The sequence below is a fragment of the Bacillus sp. SG20033 genome (genome assembly GCF_044570195.1).
Classification (GTDB): Bacteria; Bacillota; Bacilli; order Bacillales; family Bacillaceae; genus Bacillus; species Bacillus subtilis.
Genome location: NZ_CP172606.1, coordinates 3168045 through 3179942, shown reverse-complemented (window position 1 = coordinate 3179942; position 11898 = coordinate 3168045). Strand labels below are relative to the sequence as shown.

Sequence of the window (11898 nt, the reverse complement as noted above, 5' to 3'; positions counted from 1 at the left end):
TGCTTTCAAATATAATTTGAAAAATGGTAAAGTAAGACGAAGCAGGTCTTATGTTTGTTGAAGAAATTTATAATATTGGCCCTTTTCTACATATTCTGACCGTATTCTTTGCATATCTTTTCGGTCTTCTTCCGTCAAAGGGCGGATGACTTTTGCAGGGCGGCCAAAGGCGAGATGGCCAGGCGGAATGATTTTTCCGGACGGGACAAGACTGCCAGCACCAATAAAAGCGCCTTCGCCAATTTCGGCTCCGTCTAAAATGATTGAGCCCATGCCGATTAAGGCGTTCTTGCGGATAACGGCGCTATGAAGTGTAACCTGATGGCCTATCGTGGCGTCATCTTCAATGAGTAGCGTCTTGTTCGGGCTTTGATGGAGGCAGCTTAAATCCTGAATATTGACTCTGTTTCCGATTCTGGTCGGCGCAACATCTCCCCTTATGACAACAGAAAACCAAATGCTGGACTGTTCTCCGATAACGACATCACCGGTAATTGTTGCATTATCAGCTATAAAGGCTGTTGGGTGGATATCTGGCTTGTGTTCCTTATAAGGGTAGATCATAAGATTCATCCTTCTTTCTCTATTTAAATTTCGTATGAGGTGAAGAACATGTGGACCTGGAAAGCAGACAGACCTGTTGCCGTGATTGTAATCATACACGGGGCAAGTGAATATCACGGACGATATAAATGGCTGATTGAAATGTGGCGGTCCTCGGGTTATCACGTTGTCATGGGCGATTTGCCTGGACAGGGAACAACGACAAGAGCGAGAGGGCATATTCGCTCGTTTCAAGAATACATTGATGAAGTAGATGCTTGGATAGATAAAGCGCGAACCTTTGATCTGCCGGTTTTTCTTCTAGGTCACAGCATGGGCGGTCTGGTCGCGATTGAATGGGTTAAACAGCAAAGAAATCCCCGGATTACGGGAATTATTTTATCATCACCGTGTCTCGGACTGCAAATTAAAGTCAATAAAGCGCTTGATCTTGCATCAAGAGGCCTGAATGTCATCGCTCCGTCACTTAAGGTTGATTCGGGATTATCAATTGATATGGCGACGCGCAATGAGGACGTCATCGAAGCTGACCAAAATGATTCGTTATACGTCAGGAAAGTTTCTGTCAGATGGTACAGAGAGCTTTTAAAGACAATTGAATCGGCAATGGTGCCGACAGAGGCATTTTTGAAAGTTCCGCTTCTTGTGATGCAAGCCGGTGATGACAAGCTTGTTGACAAAACGATGGTCATTAAGTGGTTTAATGGTGTTGCTTCTCATAATAAAGCATACAGAGAGTGGGAAGGGCTTTACCATGAGATCTTCAATGAACCCGAGAGAGAAGATGTTTTTAAAGCAGCAAGAGCGTTTACTGATCAATATATTTGAACTAGTAGGGGGTGCATGTGTTGACAGTACCGGAACATCCTTTTGGATTGATGGCAAAGGTATATCGAGATATTTTTCCGCTCGTTCATCAAGAGCTGGACATATGGAAGCAAAAATCAGAATCGATTCATAACAGTGAATTGAAAGCACAGGCAACCGCAAGTATTCGGGACAAAACGTTTCACTGTGAAGGCGGCGGCATACTGGCCTTATTGTCAGGCAGCCAAAAGCAGAAATGTGTCGAGTTTATCATCGCGTATCAAACGATTAGTGATTATTTGGACAATCTGTGTGACCGCAGCACCTCGCTGGACCCGCAGGATTTTCGGATGCTCCATGCCTCAATGCAGGACGCGCTGACAGTGGGGGCGGAACTGCAAAACTATTATCAATTCAGAGAAGAACAGGATGACAGCGGATATCTGCACGAACTGGTCAAAACGTGCCAGCGTGTCCTTGGTTCCATTGAGCACTATGACATGATTAAACCTTATCTGCTTGAACTGTGCGGCTATTATTGCGATTTGCAGGTGCATAAGCACGTTATTGAGCATGAGCGTGTTCCGCGGCTTGAAAAGTGGTTTACTCAATTTGAATCAGAGCTGCCTGAGATGGAATGGTATGAATTTTCAGCCTGTGCAGGCTCAACGTTAGGCATTTTCTGTCTGGTTGCGTATTCGTTCCAGCCTGATTTCACAGAAAGCACCGCTAAAAAAATTCGCGACAGTTATTTTCCTTACATACAGGGTCTTCATATTCTTCTTGATTATTTGATTGATCAAGAGGAGGACTTGCTGGAAGGAGACTTGAATTTCTGCTCATATTATCAGTCTCATGAAGAGATGATGAATCGGCTTGAACACTTTATCCATAAAGCCGACGAGCATTTACAAGGCATTCCGCATGAAAACTTCCATCGTTTAATCAATCGCGGCTTGCTTGGTGTTTATTTGTCAGATGATAAAGTGGCAGGCCAAAAGGAAATGGGCCGGCTCGCAAAGAAGCTGATCAAAGCCAGCGGAAAAACCTCCCTTTTCTTTTATATCAACGGCAGAGCCTACCGGAAATTTCAAAAAATGTCCTGGATGAAAAACTCAAAGAAAAAAGCTCAAATCATTTGCTGATCTGAGCTTTTTTTTCGATGGCGACAATAAATGGCGGGTCATTTTGCTGATTGATAAATCCGTATGTTAATACACGGGCTGATTGCTGGTCCAAGTCCCGGCAAAACTCAAGCACGTCGTTTTTTTCAGCTTTGCCTTCCGGATGGCCATGATAGACGACAAGAACAATCAGACCTTCGTCTTTCATGATGCTGAGAAGCTGTTCAATTGCTTTGATCGTAGAACTGCCGTTTGTCGTAATTGATTTGTCCCCGCCCGGCAAATAGCCGAGGTTAAATACCGCGGCCGCCACTTTGCCATGTGTTTCAGGCGGGAGGGATTCAGCGATTTTATCATGGCTTTTGTGAAATAACGTTGTTCGCGCTTGATACATGTCACCGAGCCGTTCCTTTGTATTGGCCACGGCTGATTCTTGGATGTCGAATGCGTACACATGGCCGTTTTCACCAACAAGCTCCGCTAAAAACTGTGTATCATGTCCGTTGCCCATTGTCGCATCTACGACAATATCTCCTTCTCCCGCGGCCATTTTCAGCAGTTCTTTGCTGTAAGGAAGAATTTTCTTCAAAATCATAGCGCTGATTCCTCCTCAAGCCGTTGAAAGAACTTTCCTTGATAGCTGCCTCGATTTTCTAGCTCTTTATTAATGGCGCCAAGCACTTCCCATTTGTTGACGCTCCACATTGGCCCGATCATCAACTCAATCGGTCCGTCACCTGTAATCCGGTGGACGATCATTTCAGGCGGAATGATCTCAAGCTGATCGCAGACGAGCTGCACATAATCATCTTGTGAAAGAAATTCCAGCTTTCCCTTTTCATATTGCTTGACCATCGGCGTGCCTTTCAGTAGGTGAAGCAGATGGATTTTAATGCCCTGGACATCCAAATCTGCGACGGCCTTTGCCGTTTCCATCATCATGTCCCGGTCTTCCAAAGGCAGCCCGTTGATAATATGCGAGCAGACACGTATGCCGTGTTTTCTTAATTTATTGACGCCTTCCACATAGCAGTTAAAATCATGTGCGCGGTTGATCAGAAGTGCAGTCCGTTCATGAACTGTTTGAAGCCCAAGCTCCACCCACAAATACGTGCGTTCATTCAGCTCTGCCAAGTAATCAACGACATCATCAGGCAGACAGTCCGGGCGTGTGGCGATCGAAATGCCGACCACATCATCTAAAGCGAGGACGGATTCGAATTTCTCACGAAGCACCTCAACCGGGGCGTGAGTGTTTGTGAAAGCCTGAAAATAAGCGATGTACTTGCCGTCCTTCCATTTTTCGTGCATGCGGTTTTTGATGTCATGGAATTGCGTAATTAAATCATCGGCCCGGTTCCCGGCAAAATCGCCGGAGCCTGCTGCGCTGCAAAACGTACAGCCTCCGTGGGCTACGGTGCCGTCCCGATTCGGACAGTCAAAACCGCCGTCAAGCGCTACTTTAAACACCTTATGGCCGAAATGTTCTCTGAGATGATAATTCAATGTATGATAGCGTTTTTCCGTATTTGAATAAGGAAAAGGATTGTTCTGCATCACAATTCATGTGCCTCCTTGCGTACGATTGCATCCTAAAATTGTAGCACGCATTTCACAAGAGAACAAATCAATATCGACCATAAATTACTTTATTGAATAAAGTCAGATGAGGCTACAATATGAATGATGGATGATTTCCATTACCAAGAGGAGGGGTTACTGTGGCAACAAGACAATCAGTAGATGAACATCTCCAGCAATGTATGCAGGCCTATGATTATGCTGAAGAACAGCTGAAAATCGCTTCTAAACAAGAGCATTATAACGATCAAGAATATAGTGATGCACAAATGCAGCTAGAAGATGCGGTAAATGCCTTGAATAAACTATGGCTGTCGTCAAATGATCAGCAGAGAGAACAGCTGTACAGAATGAGACTTCAGCTTCAATCTTTGCAAAATAATATGATCCTGCAGCACCCTCTTGATGTGTAGGAAAACGGACCCTTTTAAAAGGGTCCGTTTTTTTTGTAAAAAAAGGATTGACTTTGTGAGTCAAAGTATTTATTGTATTAAGTGTACTAATTGAAGTAATACACTATAGACACTAATATAAAATCATTTATATATTGACATTAAGGGAGGCAGTTATGAAACGTAAAAATCGAAACAAACGTAACGTGCCAATGCTGATTGCGGCATCTGTAATCGCTTGTTCTTTTTTTCTTGTTCTCGTGATGATCGGTTTTGAATGGCAAAAAAGTCTAATTGATCATTTTTATCTATAAAAGGTTCAGATCGTATAGAAAGTAGGGAAGTAAATGATTCAAATCGATCCAAGAAGCTCAACACCCATTTACGAACAAATTATTCAGCAAATGAAAGAGCTTTGTTTGAAAGGGATCATGAAGCCTGGTGATAAGCTTCCTTCTGTCAGAGAATTGGCAACGATCATTATTGCGAATCCGAACACTGTCAGCAAAGCGTATAAAGAGCTTGAGCGAGAGGGGATTATTGAGACGCTGCGGGGCAGAGGGACCTATATATCGGAGAATGCAAAAACGACACTGGTTGAAGGGAAGATGACGATGATTAAAGAGCAACTCAAACAGCTCATCATCGATGCACACTATGCAGGGGTTGAGCTGGAAAAACTGCACGAATGGATAAAGGAAATCAGCGCTGATGTGAAGGGAGGCAAAAAAAAATGATTGAACTACGGCAGCTGTCAAAAGCGATTGACGGCAATCAAGTATTAAAAGATGTTTCATTAACAATCGAAAAAGGAGAAATCTTTGGATTGCTTGGACGCAATGGATCGGGCAAAACGACGATGCTTCGCTTAATCCAGCAAATCATTTTCGCTGACAGCGGAACGATTTTATTTGACGGCGTAGAAATCAAAAAGCACCCGAAGGTCAAACAAAATATCATCTACATGCCTGTTCAAAATCCTTTTTACGACAAGTATACATACAAGCAGCTTGTCGATATCCTGAGAAGAATATATCCGAAATTTGATGTCACGTACGCGAATGAACTAATGAACAGATACGAAATTCCAGAAACGAAAAAATACCGTGAGCTGTCGACAGGCTTGAAAAAACAGCTGTCGCTCGTTCTGTCGTTTGCGGCGAGACCGGCGCTGATCCTCCTTGATGAGCCGACGGATGGAATAGACGCGGTGACAAGGCATGATGTGCTGCAGCTGATGGTCGATGAAGTGGCAGAGCGTGATACGAGTATTCTGATTACGTCCCACCGGCTTGAAGACATAGAGCGGATGTGCAACCGAATTGGCTTTCTTGAAGATAACAGGCTGACCAACGTCATGGATCTTGATGAATTAAAAGAAGAATACATCAAAATACAAATGGCGTTTGACACAGATGTCAATCTGGCGATCAGAGAGCAAAACATTCCGATGCTTGATCAGGCCGGCGTGTTTTACACAGTGCTGATTCCGAAAAGCGATGAGGAGAAAAAGAGCTTTTTGAGAGAGCTGAAGCCAAAAGTATGGAATGAGCTTCCTGTCAACCTGGAAGAAGTGTTCATTGCGAAGTTTGGAGGGAAGCGGAGATGGTAGACCGAGGTCTCCTCTATCGAGAGTGGAAACAGAATCAAGTGGTGATTTTGTTAAGTATCGCGTTTTTAGTGTTGGCAAATCCTTTAACGATTTATCACTCATATTCTTTAAACGAGGCATGCCTAGCACATTCAGATCCGAAATTTTGTACATTTTTTGTAGATTACCACATAGACAGCTTGATTCAAATCAATTGGGTGATAGGGATTATATTGGCAGTATGTTTGATCGGGCTTGAACGTTCGAGAGGTACGATGGACTTTTTGTTAGGTCTTCCATATAAAAGAAGCCAAATTTTCCAAACGAAATTTTGGTTAGGCGCCGTTGTTATTGTGTTTTCGCAATTAGTCGGATTTTTTTTGGCATGGCTGCTGATTCTTTTCTTAAAACCTGAACAAGTAAACTTTTTTGAACATGGAAGCATTGGTGTTATGATCACTAGCATTATGTTTTACTCATTAGTAATGGCCGCTGGGTCGTTAGCTGGAAACACTTTTGCTCAGTTGTTGACAGCTTTTGCAACTTCGGTATTGCCGTATTTGATTATCGTTTTGCCATTTTCTAATATAGAGATTATCTCAGGGGTTCAAATTTGGAAACTCTTCCCTAACATTGAATATTACTTCGATTTTGAAAATAATTTGATGGACTTTTCTCCAATTGCTTATGTGGATTCAAGTTGGGTGGCGGAAAGTAAATATTTATTACTTATCCCTGCAGTGATGAGTATTCTCTTTTATTTCATTGGATATATCAGTTTTATAAAACATCATAATGAGCGTAATGGATACTTTTTCTTATGGAAAACATTAGATCGGCCTATCCAAATCCTTGTCATCGTGTTAGGAATCCTGGGTTTTGGTATAGTGGGGCATTCTGCGGGTGAATCCATAGCGGGTTACATTATCGGAATGATTATCGGAGGAATTGTAGGATTTTTGATCAGTTATTTTTCCATCTTTAAAAAAGTAAGACATTAAGATAACGGTTTATAGTTCGGAGGGAAGTAAAATGCCGGATTCCGGTCTGCTTTATAAGGAGTGGAAACAAAATAAAGTCGCCTTAGTTATCACCATTTTGGTTTTTATACTAGGTAATCCTTTATCGATTTTCAATATGTATCTTACCTATCAAGGCTGTGTCACCGGAAAGGAAAATTGGGTTGGTCCCTGCGTATTCAGTGTTGATTATTTAAACGGCACATTTATCTCATTTTTTTGGATTTGGGGAGTCGTTTTAGCGGTCAGCCAGCTTGGGATTGAACGAAGCAAGGGCTACTTTGACTTTACATTAAGCCTTCCTTATACACGAGGGCAGATATTTAATGCGAAGTTCTTTACTGGTGGAATGGTGATTGTGATACCGCAACTCATAGGTTATGTTTTATCTGTTTTGCTCATTTTGTTTTTGAAGCCTGATCAGGCCGTTTATTTTCACCACTACAGCTTGGGAATGATCATTGTTAGCATGCTGGCTTATTCTTTGGTTATGGCTGGAGGGACTTTGACAGGCAATATTTTCGCACAGCTTTTAGTCTCATTTACCGTGGCCATTTCGCCGTTTTTACTCATCAGCCTGCCTGCGATTAACATCGAGATCCTTTTGGGCGTGTCAATCGATTTTATCCATGGTCCAGTACCCAAATGGGCACAGTATTTCATTCCAATAATTTATATAGACTCTAAATGGGTTGAGGATTCTCCAAATTATTTAGTGATTCCGGCCATCATGACTATCATCTTCTACGTCATCGCCTATATTAGCTTTGTCAAACTGTCTAATGAAAGAAACGGATATTTCTTCTTATGGAAGCCGCTTGACCGCCCAGTGCAGATCATCGTCATTATCATAGGAATCATGGGCTTTGGCTATTTTGGATTTTCTGCCAGCGAGAGCTTTGCAGGCTATCTCATTGGCATGGGTACAGGTGGGGTAATCGGTTTCTTAATTAGCTATTTTGCGATTTATAAAAAAATGAAACTTTTGTAAGGGAGAGAGAACATATGATAGATGTTCAGCATATCGACCATTCTTTCACGATCGGAAAAAAGGGCCGTGAGAATGAAGTTCCAGTATTGAAGGATGTTTCATTACGTGTGGCGAAAGGGGAAATCGCCTGTATTGTCGGACGAAGCGGCTCAGGGAAATCAACGCTTTTGAATTTGATTTCCGGCTACATATCGCCGACAAAAGGGCGGATTGTCATTAATGGCACTGATGTTACGGGATTTAATGAAAAGGAATGGGCGCAATTTCGGCTTGACCATTTCGGGTTTATTTTCCAAAGCTTTCAGCTCATCCCGGGTTTAACGACGTATGAGAATGTTGAAATGCCGCTGGCGTTAAAAGGAATCAAGCCATCTGAGCGGAAGCAAAAGGTGCAGGACATGCTGAAACGCGTCGGTCTGGAAAACCACGCCGCTCATTATCCGAATGAACTGTCAGGCGGCCAGCAGCAGCGTGTCAGTATTGCTCGAGCATTGATTTTAAATCCTTCGATTATCTTAGCGGATGAGCCGACGGGAAGCCTTGATTCAGAAACGGAACATGAAGTGCTGGAATTGATCCAGCAGCTGAATCGTGAGCGTGGCATTACATTTGTGATCATTACTCACGATGATGAAGTCGCTTCTATCGGACATTCAAAATTTCAGCTTCATGATGGTGTGCTAAAAGGAGGAATTACCGTTGAGGTTTAAGGATCAGGTTCATTTTATCAGAAGAAATATGAAGAAAAACAGGCTTCGCGTCTTTATGACGATTCTTGCGACAACAATGGCGTGTGCGTTTTTGGTTGTGCTGTCGTCCGTTGGATTTGGGATTCAAAAGACAATTACAGATATGACAATGAGCCAGCAGATTGTAACGAAAGTCAGTGTAATGGGCAAGGAAGGAGACAAGCCTATTAAAAAAGCTGATTTAGAGAAGTATGATCACGTAAGGTCAGTTGTAGAAAGAACGCAAGTGTATGAACCAAACAAAGCTACTTTAGGCAATCGTACAAATGAAAGCTCTAATCTCATTTTTACTAATATGAATGATGAATTAAAGGCCAATATGGAATTGGAAAAGGGAAGAGTCGCAAAGTCGGAAAATGAAATCGTAGTAGGATACGACTTCGCAAAGAGATTATTAACGAAAAAAGAATCGGAAGAATATAACAAAAAAATCGAGGAAGCAAAAGGAAATCCAGAAGATATAAAAGAACCAAAGGGCTATACGAAAGATATTCTGAACAAAACAATTGAACTAAGTGTATCGAAGACAGATCCTAAAACAGGGGATGTTACAAAAACAAAAACATATGACTTTAAAATTGTCGGTATTACAAAAAAACCATCTCAAGACTGGATGGAGGACTCAAACATTTTTATCAGTGATCAATTCAAAAAAGATTTTTCGGAATTCTTAGATTTCAAAGGCGGAAATGTTGAAACGAGCATTGGTGTTTTTGCTGATAAGTTTGAGAATGTGGAACAGCTGACAAATGATCTCACAGATGACGGGTACTATGTCACATCAGTAACTACCGAACTTGAGGGAGCCAATACCTTCTTCATGGTCTTCAAAATCGGACTGATCTTTGTCGGATGTATCGCAGTTATCATTTCAGCGATCGGCATTTTTAACACGATGACGATGGCGGTGACAGAGAGAACGCAAGAGATTGGCATTATGAAAGCGATTGGGGCGAGCCCGTCAATCATTCGCCGAATGTTCTTGATGGAAAGCGCGTATATCGGAATTTTAGGCTGTGTGATTGGGATTATCATTTCTTACGGCGTGAGCTACCTTGTCAACCTGGCCGTTCCGATGATTCTTGCGGCCACAAGCGGAGGCGATGCGGGCGATTTGAATTATACATTCTCCTACATCCCGGCGAGTCTTGTAATCATTGCCGTTGTGATTTGCGGAGGGGTCGCAGTCATTTCCGGAATGAATCCGGCGAGAAAAGCAACCAAAACCAACGTGCTGACAGCGTTGAGAAGAGAATTATAATGCGAACGAGCCGGCTGAGACAGCCGGCTTTTTCTATAGCGCATGCGGGCGTTTTGCTATACACTTGATAAAAAAGGAAAAAGTGCGGTGAGTCGATTGTTTAAACTTTTGCTGATTGAAGATGATGAATCGCTGTTTCATGAAATCAAGGATCGTTTAACGGGATGGTCCTATGATGTATACGGCATTCAGGATTTCAGTCAGGTGCTGCAGGAATTTGCGGCGGTTAATCCTGATTGTGTCATTATTGATGTACAGCTGCCTAAATTTGACGGCTTTCATTGGTGCCGGCTGATCCGCTCCCGGTCAAATGTTCCGATTCTCTTTTTATCCTCCCGGGATCATCCTGCTGATATGGTGATGTCCATGCAGCTCGGGGCAGATGACTTTATTCAAAAGCCATTTCATTTTGATGTGCTGATCGCGAAAATCCAAGCGATGTTCCGGCGTGTGCACCATTATAATACGGAGCCGAATACGATTAAAACGTGGTGCGGCGCTGCTGTAGACGCGGAGCAGAACCTCGTCAGCAATGACAAAGGATCTGTTGAACTGACCAAAAATGAAATGTTCATTCTAAAACAATTAATAGAGCAAAAAAACAAGATCGTCAGCCGGGAAGAGCTGATCAGAAGCTTGTGGAACGATGAGCGTTTTGTTAGTGATAATACGCTGACCGTCAATGTCAATCGCCTGCGAAAAAAACTGGACGTCCTGCAGCTTGGTGCATATATCGAGACAAAGGTGGGCCAGGGCTACATCGCGAAGGAAGAGGACAAGTTCTATGATTAAAGCATTCCTTATCGAAAGGCGGAGCTGGATTGCCGCGTTTTTGTTTCAGCAGGCTTTGATGCTGTTCATTGCTTTTGTCGATCCTTCCATATCATTCGGGAATGTACTTTATATGGTGTATTTGTGCATCTTGTTTTTTATCATATTCCTTTGGTTCCGCTATCGGAAAGAAACAGCGTTTTATAAAAGCTTGAAAACATGGGAGAACAATCTCGATGTGACAGCCATAAATGAACCGGAAACGCCGTTTGAAGCAATGGTTGAAAGAAGCATTGCCGGGCAAACAGAACACTTGAAGCAGACCGCAGCACGGCATCGCTTAGCATTGGAAAATGAAAAAGATGAGCTGATGGCATGGATCCATGAGGTCAAAACCCCATTAACAGCGATGCATTTAATCATTGATAGAATGGAAGAAAAAGCACTGAAATCCCAGCTGTCATATGAATGGCTGCGTATTCACCTGCTTCTTGATCAGCAGCTTCATCAAAAACGCATTTCATTTATTGAAAACGATCTGTCAGTAGAATTCATTCAGCTTCAGCCTTTAATCTTTAAAGAAATCAAAGATTTACAATCGTGGTGTATCCAAAAAGGGATCGGTTTTGACATACAGCTCGAGGCCAAAGAAGTGCTGAGCGATGCAAAATGGCTGGCGTTTATCATCAGGCAGCTGCTGACAAACGCGGTGAAATACAGCGAAGCCTCTGAAATTGAGATCAAAAGCTTTCGAAAAGGGGAACAGACGCAGCTCCAAGTGAAAGACTGTGGCAGGGGCATTGATCCAAAAGATGTACCGCGTATTTTTGATAAAGGGTTTACATCCACAACGGATCACCATGATCAAGCGTCAACTGGCATGGGCCTGTACTTGGCAAAAAAAGCAGCGGCGCCGTTATTGATCCTTATTGATGTTGAGTCGGAGTTTGGTGCGGGAACAGTTTTTACATTAACCTTTCCAATACGGAATCAATTTGAACATGTCATAAGCGTGTGACGAAAATGTCACATGCTTTTCTTTTTTGTT

Annotated in this window: 15 protein-coding genes; 12 read left to right on the top strand and 3 right to left on the bottom strand. The window is 42.7% G+C overall.

The genetic code is table 11. The features are described 5' to 3' along the window. Positions 1-48: 48 nt before the first annotated feature. Positions 49-564 carry a gamma carbonic anhydrase family protein gene (locus ACFVP7_RS16780; RefSeq protein ID WP_338730719.1) on the bottom strand — a complete coding sequence of 172 codons (516 nt, stop codon included), beginning with the start codon at positions 562-564 and terminating at the stop codon, positions 49-51. Between the two features lie 48 nt (positions 565-612). On the opposite strand from ACFVP7_RS16780, the gene ytpA reads away from it, so the two are divergent. Both ytpA and tbcS read left to right on the top strand, forming a co-directional pair. Continuing rightward, positions 613-1392, top strand: coding sequence for a phospholipase YtpA (ytpA, locus tag ACFVP7_RS16775; protein WP_088326802.1), 780 nt, complete (start codon positions 613-615; stop codon positions 1390-1392). A gap of 20 nt (positions 1393-1412) precedes the next feature. Next, positions 1413-2516 (top strand): tetraprenyl-beta-curcumene synthase, encoded by a 1104-nt coding sequence (gene tbcS, locus ACFVP7_RS16770; protein WP_338730718.1) that lies wholly within the window; start codon positions 1413-1415, stop codon positions 2514-2516. Here tbcS and ACFVP7_RS16765 read toward each other — a convergent pair. Together ACFVP7_RS16765 and ACFVP7_RS16760 are read right to left on the bottom strand one after the other, a co-directional pair. Next, complete coding sequence (locus ACFVP7_RS16765) at positions 2506-3090, bottom strand: class I SAM-dependent methyltransferase (protein ID WP_014480625.1); 585 nt, start codon at positions 3088-3090, stop codon at positions 2506-2508. The two genes, tbcS and ACFVP7_RS16765, sit on opposite strands and share 11 nt — an antisense overlap. Further along, a complete protein-coding gene (locus ACFVP7_RS16760; protein WP_024572829.1) occupies positions 3087-4055 on the bottom strand; it encodes a TIGR01212 family radical SAM protein in 969 nt (322 codons plus the stop codon). Before ACFVP7_RS16760 ends, ACFVP7_RS16765 begins: the two co-directional genes overlap by 4 nt. Before the next feature lie 161 nt (positions 4056-4216). On the opposite strand from ACFVP7_RS16760, the gene ACFVP7_RS16755 reads away from it, so the two are divergent. The 10 genes from ACFVP7_RS16755 (at position 4217) to bceS (ending at position 11868) form a co-directional block, all read left to right on the top strand. Next, positions 4217-4489, top strand: coding sequence for a YtzC family protein (locus tag ACFVP7_RS16755; protein WP_003229117.1), 273 nt, complete (start codon positions 4217-4219; stop codon positions 4487-4489). Between the two features lie 155 nt (positions 4490-4644). Further along, entirely contained in the window at positions 4645-4782 is a 138-nt protein-coding gene (locus tag ACFVP7_RS16750; RefSeq protein ID WP_338730717.1) for a hypothetical protein, read from the top strand. Positions 4783-4815: 33 nt separating this feature from the next. Then, positions 4816-5205 carry a GntR family transcriptional regulator YtrA gene (gene ytrA / locus ACFVP7_RS16745; RefSeq protein ID WP_100506420.1) on the top strand — a complete coding sequence of 130 codons (390 nt, stop codon included), beginning with the start codon at positions 4816-4818 and terminating at the stop codon, positions 5203-5205. Then, the gene (gene ytrB / locus ACFVP7_RS16740; RefSeq protein ID WP_003229123.1) at positions 5202-6080 is read left to right on the top strand and encodes an ABC transporter ATP-binding protein YtrB; all 879 of its coding nucleotides are present in this window, start codon (positions 5202-5204) and stop codon (positions 6078-6080) included. The genes ytrA and ytrB overlap by 4 nt, the downstream gene beginning before the upstream one ends. Next, positions 6074-7060 (top strand): ABC transporter permease subunit, encoded by a 987-nt coding sequence (locus ACFVP7_RS16735; protein WP_338730716.1) that lies wholly within the window; start codon positions 6074-6076, stop codon positions 7058-7060. Before ytrB ends, ACFVP7_RS16735 begins: the two co-directional genes overlap by 7 nt. Before the next feature lie 31 nt (positions 7061-7091). After that, positions 7092-8069, top strand: a complete 978-nt coding sequence (gene ytrD, locus ACFVP7_RS16730; RefSeq protein ID WP_338730715.1) for an ABC transporter permease YtrD — start codon at positions 7092-7094, stop codon at positions 8067-8069. 14 nt (positions 8070-8083) lie between these two features. Then, the gene (gene ytrE, locus ACFVP7_RS16725; RefSeq protein ID WP_014477726.1) at positions 8084-8779 is read left to right on the top strand and encodes an ABC transporter ATP-binding protein YtrE; all 696 of its coding nucleotides are present in this window, start codon (positions 8084-8086) and stop codon (positions 8777-8779) included. Then, entirely contained in the window at positions 8769-10079 is a 1311-nt protein-coding gene (ytrF, locus tag ACFVP7_RS16720; RefSeq protein ID WP_338730714.1) for an ABC transporter permease YtrF, read from the top strand. Before ytrE ends, ytrF begins: the two co-directional genes overlap by 11 nt. Before the next feature lie 96 nt (positions 10080-10175). Continuing rightward, positions 10176-10871 carry a two-component response regulator BceR gene (gene bceR / locus ACFVP7_RS16715; protein WP_015483587.1) on the top strand — a complete coding sequence of 232 codons (696 nt, stop codon included), beginning with the start codon at positions 10176-10178 and terminating at the stop codon, positions 10869-10871. After that, positions 10864-11868 (top strand): two-component sensor histidine kinase BceS, encoded by a 1005-nt coding sequence (gene bceS / locus ACFVP7_RS16710; RefSeq protein ID WP_123372868.1) that lies wholly within the window; start codon positions 10864-10866, stop codon positions 11866-11868. Before bceR ends, bceS begins: the two co-directional genes overlap by 8 nt. Positions 11869-11898: the final 30 nt, after the last annotated feature.

Excerpts from the sequence above, each read along its gene's own strand:
- ACFVP7_RS16780 (WP_338730719.1), bottom strand. The coding sequence starts at position 564 with ATGATCTACCCTTATAAGGAACACAAGCCAGATATCCACCCAACAGCC.
- ytpA (WP_088326802.1), top strand. The coding sequence starts at position 613 with ATGTGGACCTGGAAAGCAGACAGACCTGTTGCCGTGATTGTAATCATA.
- ACFVP7_RS16765 (WP_014480625.1), bottom strand. The coding sequence starts at position 3,090 with ATGATTTTGAAGAAAATTCTTCCTTACAGCAAAGAACTGCTGAAAATG.
- ACFVP7_RS16750 (WP_338730717.1), top strand. The coding sequence starts at position 4,645 with ATGAAACGTAAAAATCGAAACAAACGTAACGTGCCAATGCTGATTGCG.
- ytrA (WP_100506420.1), top strand. The coding sequence starts at position 4,816 with ATGATTCAAATCGATCCAAGAAGCTCAACACCCATTTACGAACAAATT.
- ytrB (WP_003229123.1), top strand. The coding sequence starts at position 5,202 with ATGATTGAACTACGGCAGCTGTCAAAAGCGATTGACGGCAATCAAGTA.
- ACFVP7_RS16735 (WP_338730716.1), top strand. The coding sequence starts at position 6,074 with ATGGTAGACCGAGGTCTCCTCTATCGAGAGTGGAAACAGAATCAAGTG.
- ytrD (WP_338730715.1), top strand. The coding sequence starts at position 7,092 with ATGCCGGATTCCGGTCTGCTTTATAAGGAGTGGAAACAAAATAAAGTC.
- ytrE (WP_014477726.1), top strand. The coding sequence starts at position 8,084 with ATGATAGATGTTCAGCATATCGACCATTCTTTCACGATCGGAAAAAAG.
- bceS (WP_123372868.1), top strand. The coding sequence starts at position 10,864 with ATGATTAAAGCATTCCTTATCGAAAGGCGGAGCTGGATTGCCGCGTTT.